The organism is Streptomyces sp. NPDC023527 (assembly GCF_055560115.1).
In genome coordinates, this window is record NZ_JBVHJJ010000011.1 from 219,001 (window position 1) to 235,851 (window position 16,851).

A 16,851-nucleotide genomic window follows, 5' to 3' on the forward strand; every position below is an offset into this window, starting at 1 on the left:
GGTCTCCTGACGGTACGGAGTTCCTTGCATACCCAGGGTCAACCCGCGCGGCGATCACCGCATCCGGAGAGCCCGAAGGCCCGGCATCTCGGGAAGAGGTGCCGGGCCTTCGGGTGAGGACGATCCTGTCGGATTCCGCCTGTCAGTCCAGGTAGTCGCGCAGGACCTGCGAACGCGACGGGTGACGCAGCTTGGACATCGTCTTCGACTCGATCTGGCGGATGCGCTCACGCGTCACGCCGTAGACCTTGCCGATCTCGTCGAGCGTCTTGGGCTGGCCGTCGGTGAGGCCGAAGCGCATGGAGACCACGCCCGCCTCACGCTCGCTGAGCGTGTCTAGGACGGAGTGCAGCTGCTCCTGCAGAAGGGTGAAGCTGACCGCGTCGGCCGGCACGACCGCCTCGGAGTCCTCGATGAGGTCACCGAACTCGCTGTCGCCGTCCTCACCCAGGGGGGTGTGGAGGGAGATCGGCTCACGGCCGTACTTCTGGACCTCGATGACCTTCTCCGGGGTCATGTCGAGCTCCTTGGCCAGCTCCTCCGGGGTGGGCTCGCGGCCCAGGTCCTGGAGCATCTGGCGCTGGACACGCGCGAGCTTGTTGATGACCTCGACCATGTGCACCGGGATACGGATGGTGCGGGCCTGGTCGGCCATCGCGCGCGTGATGGCCTGGCGGATCCACCAGGTCGCATACGTGGAGAACTTGTAGCCCTTGGTGTAGTCGAACTTCTCGACCGCGCGGATCAGACCGAGGTTGCCCTCCTGGATGAGGTCCAGGAAGAGCATGCCGCGGCCGGTGTAGCGCTTGGCCAGGGAGACCACCAGACGGAGGTTGGCCTCCAGCAGGTGGTTCTTGGCGCGGCGCCCGTCCTCGGCGATGATCTCCAGCTCGCGCTTGAGCTTGGGGGCGAGCTTGTCGGAGTTCGCCAGCTTGTCCTCGGCGAACAGACCCGCCTCGATGCGCTTGGCGAGCTCGACCTCCTGCTCGGCGTTGAGGAGGGGGACCTTGCCGATCTGCTTCAGGTAGTCCTTGACCGGGTCGGCGGTGGCACCGGCCACCGCGACCTGCTGCGCGGGGGCGTCGTCCTCGTCGTCGTCGGACAGGACGAAGCCCTTGTTCTCGCCGGTCTCGTCCTCCTCCTCGCCCTTGCCCGGGGTGGGCGTCTCCTCGACGATCTCGTCGTCGAGGAGCTCGTCGGCGTCCTTCTTGGAGGCGGTCTTCTTGGCCGCTGTCTTCTTGGCGGTGGCCTTCTTCGCCACCGTCTTCTTGGCAGCTGCCTTCTTGGCGGTGGCCTTCTTGGCGGGCGACCCCACGGCCTCGTCGCTCTCGCCGTCGCCGTACGCCCCCTGGGCGGACGTGCCGGACGTGGCGGACGCGGTCTGCCTGGCCGTGACCGTCTTGGAGGCGACGGCCTTGGTGGCGGTGCGCTTCGCCGGGCTCTTCGCTGCGACGCTCTTGCGGGTGCGCTTGGGCGCCTCGGCGGCACTGACCATCAGCGTCACACCCTCCTCGTCGAGGACCTGGTTGAGGCTGCGCAGAACATTCTTCCACTGGGTTGGCGGAATCTGGTCAGCCTCGAAGGCCCGACGCACGTCGTCGCCGGCGATCTGCCCCTCGGCCTTTCCCTGCTCGATGAGCGCCATCAGAGACTCGGATTCGGCGATCTCCGGCGGGAGCGTACGGGATGTGCTGGCCGACACGAACAACCTCTCGGAACGATGGAAACGGCTTTCGGCCCCGGTCCGCTCTGAACGACGAACCGGTTCCGACGACCGTCGGCAAGGATGAACCGACGGCGCGGGTGGTGAGTGCAGACGGACACAGCACCTCGAACGAGGCTTGTATTCCCTCCGCGGCTGCCACCTCTTTAGTCATCGCACTGCCTCAAAGAGCGTTACGCCCAATCGTCGTGGCCCGAGTCACACCGCATAACGGAGCGAAAGCCACTCAAGCGGGCAGAACACCCCTCAACGCCCCGGCCGAGCCCGGGGGACGACTGGCGCCGCTCGCTCCCGCGACGGCTCGCGCGTACGGCCTGACGTCCGGCCGTACGCGCGAGCCCTGTCCACGGTCCCGCGCTCGCGGCCCGTCCGTACGACCCCGTCCCGTACCGTCCCGCTCCTCTCGCGCGGTCAGTGCTCGCGCGGGGCGGGCACCACACGCTCGACGTCCGGGTGGGCGATGAGCAGCTGCCGCATGGCGGCCTCCGCCCCGGCGGCGTCGCCGGCGCCCACGGCGTCGACGATGCGCAGGTGGTGACCCACCCCGGCCTCGGTGGGGCGGTCGCAGCCGCCCGAGGGCGCGCCCGAGACGTGCAGCGCGGAGGAGACGATGCCCGAGAGGTGCTCGAGCATGCGGTTGCCCGCGACCTGGAGGAGCAGCGAGTGGAACTCGGCGTCGGCGCGGGAGAAGGTGAGCGAGTCACCCTGAGCCAGCGCGTGGCCCATGATCTCGGCCATGTCGGCGAGGCGCTGCTGGACGTCCTCACGGCCATGGCCGGCGGCGAGGCGGGCGGCGAGCGGCTCGATGGTCCAGCGCAGCTCGCACAGCTCGCGGCGCTGGTCGTCGCGCTGGGGGCCGAAGGCCCGCCACTCGATGATGTCCGGGTCGAGGAGGTTCCAGTCGCTGACCGGGCGGACTCGGGTGCCGACGTTGGGGCGCGCGCTGACGAGGCCCTTGGCCTCCAGCACGCGCAGGGATTCGCGGACGACGGTGCGGGAGACCTCGAAGCGCTGCCCGATCTCCTCCGGGACGAGGGGGCGGTCGGCCCCCAGGTCGCCGGAGACGATCATCTGTCCCAGCTGCTGTACGAGCTGTCCGTGCAGCCCTCGGCCCCGGCTGCCGGCGGCGCGGCGGCCGACCCGGCTCAGCTCGGCCTCGCCGTCCCAGGCGGGCAGGGCTCCGCGGTCGGCCCCGGGGGCCTCCGCGTAGGAGTAGCGGTCAAGCTCGCCCGGGCCTGAGAGGCCGGAGTCGGCGGGGCGAGCCGCGGTCATCATGGTGTGCGCAAGGGTACTCACGCCTCCTTTGTCGGCGACACCTCCAACTCCCTTGAGGTCTTTGGTGAAAAGCACACGAAAGGGTGATCGCCCATTACCTCACAATTGACGACTAAACGGACAGAATCGGGCACTCTCCGGGGTGGGTCGACTGCGGAGCGTGACGATCACAACGCCGAGTTCCACAGGCGCCCCGGGCGCGAGAGCGGGGGTGGGCACCCTCATCGCGGCCGGCCGCGGAACATGGTCAGGACGTACGCGCCGAGCAGGGCGGTGAGCGACAGCGCGAGCGCCCAGCCGACGGGTTGGGAGACCAGCCGCAGGGCCGCGGAGACCCCTTGATCCATTCCGGACGGCCACTGCACCACGGCCGCCGAGCGCAGCCGCTCCGGAAGGCCGGCCAGCGACCGGGCGGCGGGCTCGGCCAGCACCCCGCCCAGCACGGGGACCACCACCGTCGGCACCGCCAGCACCGCCACCAGCCCCAGCGCGGTGGAACGAAACAGTCCGGCGGCGAGCAGTCCGGCCCAGGCGCAGCCCATGGACAGACCGGTCCAGCCCACGAGCGCCACCTGCCAGTCGCCGGAGAGGGCGACGGTGATGTCGCCGAACAGCAGCCCCACGGCGGCCGCGTCGAGGGCGACCGAGACCAGGGCGAGCAGCACGGCGGCGGCGGCCGTGACCACGAGCTTGGCGACGAGCAGACCGAGGCGGCGCGGGACGGTGCCCTGGTCGGGGGCGAGCGCGGGATAGCGGAACTCCTGGCCGAAGGAGAGCGCTCCGAGGAGACCGGCGCCGAAGGCGGCCGGGGGCAGCGGCAGCATCGACGGCCAGCCGGTGAACAGGCGCGGCTCCGGGGAGCCGGTACGGGCGAGCAGCACGGAGGCGAGGAGCGAGCCGGCGAGCGCCGCGGCGGCCACGACCCACCCGGTGCGCACGCCCATGGCGCGGCGGAGTTCGTAACGCAGCGGCCAGGCGGGGTCGGGCGCCGCGAGGCGGGGCTGGAGGCGGGGCAGCGGGACGGGCGTCACGGGGGGCGGGACGGACCGTACGGAGGGGCCGGCAACGTCACCGGGGCTCTCTCCGGAGGCGGCTTCGGCCGACTCGGCAGCCGTGCCCGTGGCCGCCTCGGGAGCCGTGTCCGCAGCGGCGGCCATGGCGGTCTCCACGGCCTCCTCCATGGCCGCCCCGACGGCTGCCGCGGCAGTTGCCTCCGGGCCCGTCTCGACGGCCGACTCGACGACCGCGCCGGTGGGCGGGGCGTCGGGCAGGACGGCCGGGGGTTCGGGGGCCGCCTGGGGGGCCGTGGCCTCGGAGGGCCGCGCGCCGGACCGCCTGCCGCGGGACCGCCTGCCGTCGGCGCGGGGCAGGGGGGCGATGGGGCCGGTGTCGCCGGTCTCCTCGGTCAGCCGGTGGACGAGGATGCCGTGGCGGTAGGCGGTCTCGCCGATCGCTGCACAGCTGCTGTTGTAGACCGACAGCCGACTGCCTCCCTCACGGACGACCTCGACGGGCGGACTGCCGGTGGCGGCGCTCGCCGCGCGGGCTTCACTGGTGAGGAGGTGGGCGAGGCGGCCCGCGTGCGGGGACCGTACGACGACGCGGGGCCGCAGGCGGGTACGGGCGAAGGCGTCGGCAGTCTGGTCGGCGACGAGGCGGCCCCGGTCGATGGTGACGACCTGGTCGGCGATGCGGGCCGCTTCCCTGGGGTCGCGCGAGGTGACGAGAACGGCGCCGCCCTGGGCCGCGTATCCGCGCAGCACTCCGTGGAGCCAGGCGGTCTCACGGGGCGAGAGGCCGTGCGCGGGCTCGTCGAGGACGAGGGTGTGAGGGTCGCCGAGCAGCGCGGAGGCGAGCCCGAGGCGGCGGTCCATGCCCAGCGAGAAGTCCCCGATGCGCTGGTCGGCGAGGCCGCTGAGGCCGACGACCTCCAGGACGTCGTCGGCGCGCCCGGCGGGGACGCCGGCCGCCGCGCTGAGCATCCGCAGGTGGCTCCGGGCGGTACGGGCGGGGTGGCCGGGGACGTCGCCGAGCAGCACACCGATCTCGCGGGTGGGATGGGGGACCCGGTCGAGGGTGCGGCCCTGGAAGAGCGCGACGCCGCGGCCGGGGTCGAGGCGGAGGATCAGGCGCAGGGCGCTGGTCTTGCCGGCGCCCTGGTCGCCGAGCAGGACGGTGACGCGCCCGGGACGGGCCTCGAAGGTGAGGTCGTCGACGGCGGGGGGCTGGTTGCGGCGGGGGGCGCTGGTCAGTCCGATGGCCTGGATCATCGCTTCTCTCGCAGGGCGTGAGACGGCTCGGCGGCGCGGGGACGCGTGAGAGCACGGGGACGTACGGCAGCACCGTAACCCGTTATGTCCTATTTGCTACGCAACGCCTGTATTTGCCGCTCGTCGTGTCCCACACCGGGCCGCACCCCGCGGAGACTCCGCTCCGGTCACGGCCCTCCGCCCCCTCCCCTACGCCTCGGGCCGCAGCATCGGCGGGTTCAGCAGGGTGGCGCCGCCGGCGCGGAAGAGCTGGGCCGGGCGGCCGCCCTGACGCGTCGTCGTCCCTCCGGTGGGCACCAGGAAGCCGGGTGTGCCGGTCACCTTGCGGTGGAAGTTGCGGGGGTCCAGGGCGACACCCCACACCGCCTCGTAGACCCGGCGCAGCTCGCCGACGGTGAACTCCTGCGGGCAGAACGCGGTCGCCAGCGAGGAGTACTCGATCTTGGAGCGGGCGCGCTCGACGCCGTCCGCGAGGATCCGGGCGTGGTCGAAGGCGAGCGGGGCCACCTGCTCGCCCTCGCGGCCGTAACCCACCTCCTGGTCCAACAGGTCCTCCACGGGCGCCCAGCGCACGCTCCGCGCGTCGCCGCCGGCGCGGGGCGCGGGCAGGTCGGGCGCGAGGGCGAGGTGCGCCACGCTGACCACCCGCATCCGGGGATCGCGCTTGGGGTCGCCGTAGGTGGCGAGCTGTTCGAGGTGGGCGGCGTTGGGCAGGACGGGCCCGGTGGGGTCGTGGGCGTGCAGCCCGGTCTCCTCGGCCAGCTCGCGCGCGGCCGCCGTCGAGAGGTCCTCGTCGCCCCGCACGAACCCACCCGGCAGCGCCCAGCGGCCCTGGTACGGCGGCTCGCCACGGCGGACGGCCAACGCGCACAACGCATGGCGGCGCACGGTGAGCACGACCAGGTCGACGGTGACAGCGAAGGGCGGAAAGGCCGACGGGTCGTAGGGCATGACGCGATCATAGTCGTCTGCTTGACGATAAACAGGGTCTTGCGCCCGCCCCGCGAGCGTCCCGTCGGCGAGCCTCGCACGCATCGCTCTCACACCCCCAGTTGCAGGCCATCGGCCGCTTCCTCGACCATGCCGAGCCCGAGCCTGCTGATCCGCACGGCGAACGGCTGTTCGGCGACGCGCAGCCCCGTGAACCGCAGCGCCCCGAGCGGCGCCGTGCGCAGCGGGCGGACCGCCACGCTCCCCGTCGGCACGTCGGGCCGCACCCCGGCGAGCGCGGTCAGCAGCTGGACGGCGCCCGCCGCGGCGACCGCGGCCGGCCGACAGGCCGCCGGGTGCGGCAGCGGCGCGCTCCCCGTGGCGCGCTGCTCGCCCGCGTACATCTCCGGCAGCCGCTGGCCGAAGGACTCGGCGGCGTCGACCACGCCCCCCAGCAGCGCACCGGCCTCCTTCTCGAAACCGGCGGCCGCCAGCCCCGCCACGGCCACGGCCGTCTCGTGGACCCGGACGGCGCCGCTTCGGTGGCCGAAGGGGTTGTGCCCGGGCTCCTTCACACCGAGGCTGCGCAGTCCCCAGCCGGAGTCCAGGGCGGGGCTGCCGAGCGATCGGGCCAGTTGCTCGGTCTGCGCCCTGTCGAGCAGCCCGGGGGCGTACGTCCCCGCCGCGAGGAGCCCCGTGTCGAGGAGGTGCGCGGCCGCGGAGCCCAGGTGCGGTATCCGGTGCCCGTCGGGCGTACGGGCGGCCGCGGGGCGGCCGCCGCCGGGGTCCTCGATCCAGAAGTCCTCGCGGAAGCGGCGCCGCAGCCCGGCCGCCCAGGCCCGCCAGCGCTCCGCCCCGGGCCGGTCGTACGCCTCCAGCAGGTCCGCCCCGAGCAGCGCCGCACGGTGGGCGTGGGCCTGCACCTCGCAGCGGTACGGGCCGCCCGGCAGGGGATCCCCGAGATAGCCGTCGTCCCCCACCGCCGAGCGCAGCCACTCCAGGCACCGCTCGGCGGCCGGCAGCAGCGCCTCCACCTCGCGCTCGGGCAACCCCCACCGCCGGGCCTCCGCGAGCACCACCGGGAACAGCAGCGTCGCCTCGATGCCCGTGCATCCCGGTGGCAGGTGGGCCCCCGCGTGGCGCAGCGATCCGGGGATGCGCCCGCTGTCGGGCCCGGGCCCCGTCGGCTGCGTACGGGCCAGGGTGCGCAGTGTCCCCGCCGCGAGCCGGACGCCCAGGGGCAGCGTCATGCGGGCCGCCCACAGCGCCTCCGCCGGGGCGAGGCCGCAGCGCCACGGGACCCCGGCGGCGAGGTGGACGTCTCCCGGCTGCCCGGGGTCGCGCACCAGCAGGGCGCTCAGGTCGTCGAGGGCTGCCGCGAACAGGGCTCGGGCGCGTGGGTCGTCCCCGTCGGCCTCGGCGTCGCCCCAGGACAGCGCGGCACCGCGGGCGCGGGGTGCGGCGGCCTCGGGCGACCACGCCCTGCCGGGCTGTTCCGGCAGTACCCGCAGCTCGATGCCGCGTGTGCCTCCGGCAGGCAGGTCGATCTCCCAACACAGCAGTCCGGCCGAGGCCAGGGTGTCGCCGGGCGTGGGGTCGGCCGTGACCACGGCCTGCGCGCCGGCCGCCGTCCACCGCAGGCCGCCGGCGTGCACCGCGGCGGGCACCTCGGGGCCGGGGAGCCCTGCCGCGACGGCGCCCAGCTCGGCGAGATCGGTGCCCAGGGACACCTCCACGGCCAGCCGCAGCGGGCGGGCGGCGGTGCTGCGCAGGACGATCCGCTCGACGCCCTCGGCCGTGCGCAGCCTTTCGACGGTGACGGCCGGGTCGGGGCCCGAGTCGGCGGCGGTGCGCACGGTGCCCACGAAGCGGGCCCGGTCCGCGGCGAGCATCCGCCCCTGCACGGGCAGCGGCTCGGCGCCGCCGACCCTCACCAGACACCGCGCCAGCAGCCGCCGCCCTCCCCGGTAGAACCCGTCCAGCCCGTGCCCGGTCATCTGCCCGTTCTCACCGGAGGCGGCGAGGGCCGGGAGCGCGACGCAGATCAGCGACGCGTGCGCGGGCTGCGGGGCGGGTGGTCGTCCGGGGCCGGTGCGCTGCTGCGGGCTCGGTGGGCGGCGGGTCGACTGTCCCTGGGGGACCATGCCTTGCACTTGTCTGCGCTCCCATGTGGGTGTCGCGTACCGGGACGACGGACAACGTTTGCGGGCCACCCGGATGAACGGTGTGGGAGCCGCCGAGGTCACGGTGCACGGCCGGCACCCGCTCGCCGCGCGGGTCACTGGGGGCGGTCCTGCCGGTCGCGAAGGTCGCGCACCGTGCTCCTGCGCCGCACGCGCGGCCTGCCGGCCGGCCCTGTGGATCCGCGGGGACCCGTGCCCGCGGGCCCGCCCGTCCTGGTGCGGCGGGCGGTCTGCGGCGCTCGGGTCGCGTCCGCCGCTTCCGCGTCGGAGGCTTCGGCTCGGGCCGCCTCGGCCCGCACGGCCGCCCGGAGCGCACGGTCGGCCTGCTCCTGCCGCAGGCAGTGGCGCAGCGGCTCGGGGTCCAGTCCCTCATTGCAGGCACGGTGCAGGAGCTGGGCGAAGAGATACTGGGGGTCGAGACTCAGGGCGCGGCTGAGGGCGACCCGTGCCTCGGGCTGGTCGCCGACCGACCAGGAGACCCAGCCGGCGAGCGTGATGGGAGCCGCCGCGTGCTCGGTGTACGGGGCCACGCAGCGGCGGGCGAGGGCGCGCCACACCCGCAGCACGGCCGGCGCCTGCGGGCCTTCCATCCATTCCGCGGCGCGGTCGCGTGCCGTGCGGTCCTGGAGCCCGATGACGACCGCGGCGGCCTCCTCGGCGGCGATGAGGCCGTCGTCCCGCGCGTCCGACTCGGCCCGGCCGGGAATGGGCGGGGTCTCGTCGAACCGGCGCACCATCCGGCGGGCCAGGTCGAGCGTCTCCTGCCGGACGCTCTCGCAGTCGGCGGCGCGGAGGATCCGGGGCACGAGACGGGCGGACGCGGCGTCCAGCGCCTGCTCCTGTTCATCGGCCCGGTCACCGCTCAGGGGCGCGTAGCGGGCTTCCATCTGGCGCAGGGAACCCCGCACCTCGATGCCGGCGTAGGTGGCGGCCGCGGCCATGACGGAGGTGCCGGGGAGGGCCAGGGGTGTGCCCTCCGGCGGGCAGCAGCGGGTGTCGGGGCAGCAGTAGGACCAGAAGCGGCCGTCGGAGATGCACAGCGCCTCGTGGACGGGCATGTCGAGCGCGCCGCAGGCGAGGCGCAGGCTCTGGGCGAGCGGGCGCAGTCGTTCCATCACGTCCTGCGGGCTCTCGCCCGTGCCCGGGTCCTGGCAGAGGAAGAGGACGACGCCGTCGGGCCTGGCGCCCCGCTTGCTGCTGCCGGTGACGAGCGTCTCGGCGAGCTGGGCGCAGACGTCGGGCCATTCCTCGCGGACGGGTGGGATGCCGAGCCTGAGCCGGCCGCCGAAGCGGCCGCGCTCACCGTGCAGCGCCACCATGACGACGCTGTCGTCCGGCCTGAAACCCAGGAGGTACGGGAGGGCGTCGGCGAGTTCGGCGGGGCTGCACAGCGTGACCTGCTGTTCCGCGTGCGGGTCCGACGCGGCGGTGGAGGAGGGGACGGGGCGGGCTGAGTCGTTGTGGTTCGTCATGGCCCGAGATTCCCGCGGATCAAGCCGAGCCCGCCAGGCCTGTGGATAACTCTCGCAATATGGTCCTACTAATCCTGTGGACAGGGATTTCCACAGGATTGACGAGCCCGTTCGCGCGATGTCAGTGGCCTCGTGTTGCATGGGGGCATGACCAACGAAGACCTACGCACCTCGGCCGACACCGTCCTGGCCCGCCTCGTCGGAGACACCACCGGCAAAGCGAGGCTCCGCGAGGATCAGTGGCGCGCGATCGAGGCGCTGGTCGCCCACGGCCGCCGGGCGCTGGTCGTCCAGCGCACGGGCTGGGGCAAATCGGCCGTGTATTTCGTCGCGACGGCGTTGCTGCGCGAGCGGGGCAGCGGCCCGACGGTGATCGTCTCGCCGCTGCTGGCGCTGATGCGCAACCAGGTGGAGGCCGCCGCGCGGGCGGGCATCCGCGCGCGCACGATCAATTCCGCCAACACCGAGGAGTGGGACACCGTCCAGGCCGAGGTCGCGGCGGGCGAGGTCGACGTGCTCCTGGTCAGCCCGGAGCGGCTCAACAATCCGGACTTCCGCGACCAGGTGCTGCCCAAGCTCGCGGCCGCCACCGGTCTGCTGGTCGTCGACGAGGCCCACTGCATCTCCGACTGGGGCCACGACTTCCGGCCCGACTACCGCCGGCTGCGGACCATGCTGGCCGACCTGTCGCCCGGCGTCCCGGTGCTCGCGACGACCGCCACCGCCAACGCCCGCGTCACGGCCGACGTCGCCGAACAGCTGGGTACGGGCGAGGGCGCGGCGGAGGCCCTGGTCCTGCGCGGGCCGCTGGACCGGGAGAGCCTCAGCCTGAGCGTCCTGCGGCTGCCCGACGCCGCCCACCGGCTGGCCTGGCTCGCCGACCACCTCGCGGACCTGCCCGGGTCCGGAATCATCTACACCCTCACCGTCGCCGCCGCGGAGGAGGTCACGGCGTTTCTGCGCCGTCGCGGCCACACCGTCGCCGCGTACACCGGCAAGACGGAGAACGCCGACCGACAGCAGGCCGAGGACGACCTGCTCGCCAACCGCGTCAAGGCCCTCGTCGCCACGTCGGCGCTGGGCATGGGCTTCGACAAGCCCGATCTCGGCTTCGTCGTCCACCTGGGCTCCCCCTCCTCCCCCATCGCCTACTACCAGCAGGTCGGCCGCGCCGGGCGTGGCGTGGAGCACGCCGAGGTGCTGCTGCTGCCGGGCCGCGAGGACGAGGCGATCTGGAAGTACTTCGCCTCCCTCGCCTTCCCGTCCGAGGAACAGGTCCGCCGCACCCTGGACGTGCTGTCCGCCGCCGGGCGCCCCGTGTCCCTGCCCGCCCTGGAGCCGCAGGTGGACCTGCGGCGCTCCCGCCTGGAGACCATGCTCAAGGTCCTCGACGTGGACGGCGCCGTGCACCGGGTCCGCGGCGGCTGGACCGCGACCGGCCGGCCGTGGGCCTATGACGGTGAGCGTTACGCCTGGGTGGCACGGCAGCGCGAGGCGGAGCAGCAGGCGATGCGTGACTACGCCTCCACGACGGAATGCCGCATGGAGTTCCTGCGGCGGCAACTGGACGACGAGCAGGCCGCTCCGTGCGGCCGCTGCGACAACTGCGCCGGCGCCCGGTTCACCGCCGACGTGTCCGAGGTGGCGCTGGACGCGTCGCGCGGCGAGCTGGGGCGTCCGGGGGTGGAGGTCGAGCCGCGGCGGATGTGGCCGACGGGCATGGCCGCGGTCGGCGTGGACCTCAAGGGCCGTATCCCGGCGGGCGAGCAGGCCGCTTCCGGCCGGGCGCTGGGCCGGCTCTCCGACATCGGCTGGGGCAACCGGCTGCGGCCTCTGCTCGCGCCGCAGGCTCCGGACGGCCCTGTTCCGGACGATGTGGCGGACGCCGTCGTGACCGTGCTGGCCGACTGGGCCCGGGGGCCCGGTGGTTGGGCGTCCGGTGCCCCGGACGCGCTCGCCCGCCCGGTGGGCGTGGTCACCGTCGCCTCCCGCACCCGGCCGCTGTTGATCCAGTCCTTGGGCGAGCGCATCGCCACGATCGGGCGCATGCCGCTGCTCGGCACCGTCGCCTACCGCGACGCGGACACGGACACGCGGGTGCCGCGCACCAACAGCGCGCAGCGACTGCGGGCGCTGGACGGGGCGTTGACCGTGCCGCCGGCTCTCGCCGAGGCCCTGGCCGCGGCGGACGGGCCGGTCCTGCTCGTGGACGACCTCGCCGATACGGGCTGGACCCTGGCCGTGGCCGCGAGGCTGTTGCGGCGGGCCGGGGCCAAGGAGGTGCTCCCGCTGGTGCTGGCGGTGCAGGGGTAACGAGCGGGACGGCGGGGGCGAGGCCGCGGTGGCGTGCGGCCAAGCTGTGGTGAGTGGCGCCAATTGATCGTTGCCGCCCACCGGCGCGGCGGGGAGAATCGGAACAGCTCCCCCGCCCCGCCCGATCCGGCCTGTACGGCCCGGGACTGCCGTCGTGGTGGACGTCCATGCCTGTCGGCCGTCGCCCACGCCGCCCGTGGGCACACAGACGAAGGGAGGGTCATGACCTTCGGGTTCGCTCCGCCCCTGCCCGCCGATTCGGTCCCCCGCGTGGGCCGGCTGCTCGAACCCGCCGAGTGGGCCGCCGCCGAGATCCCCTTACTGCGCGACCCCCGCGAGGTGATCAACGGTCTGCACGCCCGGCATCTGCCGACACCGTCCACGGCGGTCGTCGCCGTCCTCGATCCCGGCGAACGGCTGGCCGCGAGCGCCTCGTTCGTCCGAAGACACGTCGTAGCCGACGGCTGGGATTCACGCAACGCGCTCCTGGCCCAGTTGCGTCAGGTGATCCCGCACGACCTGCGTCGTCGCACCCCGGTCCGTACGGCCGTGCTGCTCTACTGCCGTGAGGGCGGGGCCCATTGGACGGAGGAGGACGGAGCGTGGATGTGGGGACTGCGTGACGCCTGCACTCTGCATGGGCTGCGCTGCGGTGCGTACATCACGCTGACCACCAGTGGTTGGCACGTTCTCGGCGAGGGGCGCAGTGGACGTCGGCCACGGCTGTCCGGCCGCCCGGCACCCGCGCCGGCCTCGGGCGGCGGAGCGCCCGAGGCGCTTCGCCGCACAGCGGCACGCTGACATCACCGCCGGGGGGCCGGGCGGCCCGTACGGGCGCGGGCCCCGCGACCGCCGCTCCCCCTTGGAGGAGCGGGCGGCCGCCGGGTCCAGGTTCAGACGGCCGCCGGGAGAAGGCCGTTGACGCGCTGCGGGTCACCGCAGACGATCAGCAGGGCGCCGGCACGGGCCAGCGCCGCGGGCAGCGCGCCGGTCACCGCGGTGTCGGCGCCGCCGTTGACCGCGACGACCACGACGGGACGGGTGTCGGCACGGACCGCGTCGGCGGCCGCGTAGAAGACGTCGTCGCGGGCGTCGTGCTGGGCCCAGTACGACGCCTCGCCGAAGGACAGCTCGTGCGCCGCCCACGGGTGCGGGTCACCAGTGGTGAGCACCAGGATCTCGCCGGGCTCACGGCCGGTGTCGAGCAGCAGGTCGACAGCCTCGTCCGCTGCGTCCAGCGCGCCTTGCGCGGACGCCGGGATCAGCTGGACCTGCGGTCCGGCCGCCGGCGCCGGGGCGCCCGCGGTCGTGGCACGCGGAGTGCGCTGGGGCGGGGCCGGGACCGGACCGCGGTGGGCGCCGGGGCTGCCGGGCCGTATCGCGGCCGAACGGGGGCCGGGGACAGGACGGGGGGTCGGCGCGCTGCGGCCGGGGGCCGGAACTGCGCGGGGACCCGGGACACTCTCGTGAATCTGAGGCTCCTCGGGGATGAGAGGCATGAGTTGTTGTTTATCAAACGCCGGTGCGAGTCGCGTCGGCGGGTGGCGGTTCGGGCCACTCAGAATTCGAAACCGAGCTGGCCACCGGCCTCCAGAGCAAGTGCTTCGGGGGCGCTGCGGGCCCGCTTGAGGTGCTGCCACCTGGGCAGCGAGTCCAAATAGGACCAGGACATTCGGTGGTGCGGGGTGGGGCCCAGCGCCTCCAGGGCCGTGCGGTGCACCGGCGAGGGATATCCGGCGTTGTCGCAGAATCCGAAGTCGGCGTATCGCGTGCCCAGTTCGGCCATCATGGCGTCGCGCCGCACCTTGGCGATCACGGAGGCGGCGGCGACGACCACACAGGACTGGTCGCCCTTGATGACCGTACGGACCTTCCACGGATCCCCGAGGTAGTCGTGCTTGCCGTCGAGGATGACGACGTCGGGCCGGACGGGCAGTGCCTCCAGGGCACGGGTCGCGGCCAGCCGCAGCGCCGCCGTCATACCCAGCTCGTCGATCTCCTGTGGGGAGGAGTGGCCGAGGGCGTGGGCGGTGACCCAGACCTCCAGCTGCTCGGCGAGCACGTTGCGCCGCTTGGGCGTCAGGAGCTTGGAGTCGGTGAGGCCCTCCGGGGGGCGACGCAGGCCGGTGACGGCCGCGCACACGGTGACCGGTCCGGCCCAGGCCCCTCGGCCGACCTCGTCGACTCCGGCGACGACCTTGGCTCCGGTCGTGGCGCGGAGGGAGCGCTCGACGCTGTGGGTAGGCGGTTCGTACGGCATGGCGCCAGCAAGCGTACGCCCCCTCCGGCTGCCCGAGTAGCCCCGCCCCCTCTCCTTTTCGCCCGGTCAGTTCCCGGCGGTGGGCAACCAGGCCGGGAGGGCCTCCGTGCGCTCCAGCCAGGCCGCGGGCGGAGCGCCCCGTTCCGCCGCCGCGACCACTCCTCCGGCGATGGCGGAGGTGGTGTCCACGTCGCCGCCCGCCTGCGCCGTCGTCCAGAACGCGGTCTCGAAGGAGCCGAGGTTGCGGGCGGCGGCCCACAGGGCGAACGGCACCGTGTCGTGCGCGCTGGTACGCCGGCCGCAGCCGAGAACGGCGGCGACGGTGCCGGCGTCCGCGTAGTCGAGCATGTCGCGGGCGCGCCGCAGCCCCGCCTGTACGGCGCTGCGCGGTACGAGCGTGATCACCCCGTCCAGCAGCGCTTCCGGGCCGGTGGAGCCGGTGGGATCGGCCGCGATGGCGGCGGCGGCCGCCACGGCCATGGCTCCGGCCACCGCCTCGCGGTGCTGGTGGGTGGTGTAGGCCGAGATCTCGGCCTGGTGCGTCGCCTGCTCCGGGTCGTCGGCGTACCAGGCGCCGAGGGGGGCGATGCGCATGGCGGCGCCGTTGCCCCAGGATCCCTGCCCCTGGAAGAGGGCCGCGGCCAGCTCCCGCCAGTCCCCGCCCTCCCTGATCAGGCGCAGCATCCGGTTGACCGCCGGGCCGTATCCGCGGTCGAAGTCGTGGTGCTCGGCGAAGGAGCGCGCGAGCGCGTCCTGGTCGATGCGGCCGTGCTCGGCGAGGACGGCCAGCACGGAGCAGGCCATCTCGGTGTCGTCGGTCCACTGCCAAGGGGCGGGCGGCAGCTCGCGGCGCTTGAGCGACGGATAGTTGGCAGGGACGAAGAACTGGGAGCCGAGGGCGTCACCCAGGGCCAGCCCGCGCAGGCTCCCCAGGGCTCGGTGGAATCGGTCAGCGGTCATCGCAGCGAACTCTAACCGGTGAAGCCGTACGGTTCAGGGGTGCACCAGTGCTCGAACGGCCGGTCCAGGTGGTACCTGCCGTCGGGCCCGAGGAGCAGGGCGCGGGTCTCGCCGTTCCCGGGGTTCGACAGGCATTCGAACTCGGCGACGGTCCAGTGCAGCCACCGCATGCAGAAGAGGCGCATGGTCAGACCGTGGGTGACGACCAGGACGTTCGGCGGGTGGTCGGGGTCCTCGAAACTCCGCCAGAGGCTCTCCAGGAAGGCCCCGACCCGGTCGTAGACATCGGCGCCGGACTCGCCCTGCGCGAAACGGTAGAAGAAGTGCCCATAGGCGTCCCGGTATGCCTTCTGCCTGCGTACGTCGGCCGGGTCCTGCCAGTTGCCCCAGTCCTGCTCGCGCAGGCGCGGCTCCTCGCGCACCCGCACCCGGCTCGGGTCGAGCCCCAGCTCGTGGAACGTCTGGTGGGTGCGGCGGTACGGGGAGACGTAGGCGGACACCCGCTCGTCGCCGAACATCTCCCGCAGCCGCGAACCGGCTTCCCGGGCCTGTTCGCGGCCGGTTTCCGTCAGGCTCAGGGCATGGTCGGGCTCTCGCTCGTAGACCGTGTCGTCGACGTTGCCCACCGACTCGCCGTGTCGGATGAGAACGATGCGTCGGGGCCGTGGCATGCCGCCACCCTAGATCGCCCACCGGCCCGCTGCCTCGTGTCACCCCTGTGAGCTGTGCGGGCATGCGCCACCCCCGAACAGTAAATGCAACCAATGTCGCGTTACCCTCAGCATGACACGACCCTCCACCTAACGCAACTGGAGTTGCATTTGCCTTCCGAGTCCTCGCCCCAGGCCCCGGGAAGCGTCCGCCCCGGCGGGCGCACCGCCCGCACCCGCGCCGCCGTGCGCGACGCCGTCCTGGCCGGACTGGTCGAGACCGGCTACCCGGGCCTGACCGTCGAGTACGTCGCCGAGCACTCCGGCGTCCACAAGACCACCCTCTACCGGCGCTGGGGCGGTGTCGAAGGACTCGTCGCGGACGCTCTGGAACTCGCCGGGGACGACGACTGGACCCCACCCGACACCGGCAGACTCGAAGGGGATCTGCGGGCCCTGGCCCACGAGGTCGTGGACACGTTCAGCGATCCGGCGGATGCCGCGGCCCCGACCGCCTTCATCGCCGCCGCTTTCCAGTCGCCGCGCGCGGCGGACGCCCTGCGCGGCTTCTACGGTGAGCGCCTCGCCCGCTGCGCACCCCTGGTCGTACGAGCCGTCGCACGCGGCGAGTTGCCCGTCGGCACCGACCCCGCCACCTTGGCCCGCGCCGTCTGGGCCCCGCTGTTCTTCCGGTTGTTCATCACGCATGAGCCGCTGGACGCGGCCGTGGCCGACCAGGCCGCGGATGCCGCGCTCGCCGCCGCCCGCGCGGGGGTCTACACCGCGGGCGCCTGACACTGCCCCGGCTCGGCGGG

General features: G+C 73.8%; 13 protein-coding genes. 3 read left to right on the top strand and 10 right to left on the bottom strand.

What is annotated here, in order from left to right:
- Positions 1–142: 142 nt before the first annotated feature.
- The 6 genes from ACZ303_RS22720 to ACZ303_RS22745 all read right to left on the bottom strand — a co-directional run bounded on the left by ACZ303_RS22720 (position 143) and on the right by ACZ303_RS22745 (position 9,853).
- Complete coding sequence (locus tag ACZ303_RS22720) at positions 143–1,702, bottom strand: RNA polymerase sigma factor (RefSeq protein WP_467341739.1); 1,560 nt, start codon at positions 1,700–1,702, stop codon at positions 143–145.
- A 432-nt stretch (positions 1,703–2,134) separates the two neighbouring features.
- Positions 2,135–3,073, bottom strand: coding sequence for a FadR/GntR family transcriptional regulator (locus tag ACZ303_RS22725; protein WP_467341741.1), 939 nt, complete (start codon positions 3,071–3,073; stop codon positions 2,135–2,137).
- 146 nt (positions 3,074–3,219) lie between these two features.
- Positions 3,220–5,268: an ABC transporter ATP-binding protein gene (locus ACZ303_RS22730; protein ID WP_467341743.1), complete on the bottom strand. Its 2,049-nt coding sequence runs from the start codon at positions 5,266–5,268 to the stop codon at positions 3,220–3,222.
- Positions 5,269–5,457: 189 nt separating this feature from the next.
- A complete protein-coding gene (locus ACZ303_RS22735; protein WP_467341745.1) occupies positions 5,458–6,219 on the bottom strand; it encodes an NUDIX hydrolase in 762 nt (253 codons plus the stop codon).
- A gap of 89 nt (positions 6,220–6,308) precedes the next feature.
- Positions 6,309–8,342 carry a glycogen debranching N-terminal domain-containing protein gene (locus tag ACZ303_RS22740; protein WP_467341747.1) on the bottom strand — a complete coding sequence of 678 codons (2,034 nt, stop codon included), beginning with the start codon at positions 8,340–8,342 and terminating at the stop codon, positions 6,309–6,311.
- A gap of 134 nt (positions 8,343–8,476) precedes the next feature.
- Positions 8,477–9,853, bottom strand: a complete 1,377-nt coding sequence (locus tag ACZ303_RS22745) for a DUF4192 domain-containing protein (RefSeq protein WP_467341749.1) — start codon at positions 9,851–9,853, stop codon at positions 8,477–8,479.
- A gap of 147 nt (positions 9,854–10,000) precedes the next feature.
- Between ACZ303_RS22745 and ACZ303_RS22750 the strand changes: the two genes are divergently transcribed.
- Together ACZ303_RS22750 and ACZ303_RS22755 are read left to right on the top strand one after the other, a co-directional pair.
- Positions 10,001–12,166: a RecQ family ATP-dependent DNA helicase gene (locus ACZ303_RS22750; RefSeq protein ID WP_467341751.1), complete on the top strand. Its 2,166-nt coding sequence runs from the start codon at positions 10,001–10,003 to the stop codon at positions 12,164–12,166.
- A gap of 222 nt (positions 12,167–12,388) precedes the next feature.
- Positions 12,389–12,967: a hypothetical protein gene (locus ACZ303_RS22755; protein WP_467341752.1), complete on the top strand. Its 579-nt coding sequence runs from the start codon at positions 12,389–12,391 to the stop codon at positions 12,965–12,967.
- Positions 12,968–13,059: 92 nt separating this feature from the next.
- Here the strand turns inward: ACZ303_RS22755 and ACZ303_RS22760 are convergent, their stop codons facing one another.
- The 4 genes from ACZ303_RS22760 to ACZ303_RS22775 all read right to left on the bottom strand — a co-directional run bounded on the left by ACZ303_RS22760 (position 13,060) and on the right by ACZ303_RS22775 (position 16,057).
- Positions 13,060–13,665, bottom strand: coding sequence for a hypothetical protein (locus ACZ303_RS22760; RefSeq protein WP_467341754.1), 606 nt, complete (start codon positions 13,663–13,665; stop codon positions 13,060–13,062).
- Between the two features lie 59 nt (positions 13,666–13,724).
- Complete coding sequence (locus ACZ303_RS22765) at positions 13,725–14,426, bottom strand: ribonuclease HII (protein WP_467341756.1); 702 nt, start codon at positions 14,424–14,426, stop codon at positions 13,725–13,727.
- 66 nt (positions 14,427–14,492) lie between these two features.
- The gene (locus tag ACZ303_RS22770) at positions 14,493–15,386 is read right to left on the bottom strand and encodes an ADP-ribosylglycohydrolase family protein (RefSeq protein ID WP_467341758.1); all 894 of its coding nucleotides are present in this window, start codon (positions 15,384–15,386) and stop codon (positions 14,493–14,495) included.
- Positions 15,387–15,397: 11 nt separating this feature from the next.
- Positions 15,398–16,057, bottom strand: a complete 660-nt coding sequence (locus tag ACZ303_RS22775) for a histidine phosphatase family protein (protein ID WP_467341760.1) — start codon at positions 16,055–16,057, stop codon at positions 15,398–15,400.
- Between the two features lie 150 nt (positions 16,058–16,207).
- Here ACZ303_RS22775 and ACZ303_RS22780 point away from each other — a divergent pair, with 150 nt between their 5' ends.
- Positions 16,208–16,831: a TetR-like C-terminal domain-containing protein gene (locus ACZ303_RS22780; protein WP_467341762.1), complete on the top strand. Its 624-nt coding sequence runs from the start codon at positions 16,208–16,210 to the stop codon at positions 16,829–16,831.
- The last annotated feature ends 20 nt before the right edge of the window (positions 16,832–16,851 follow it).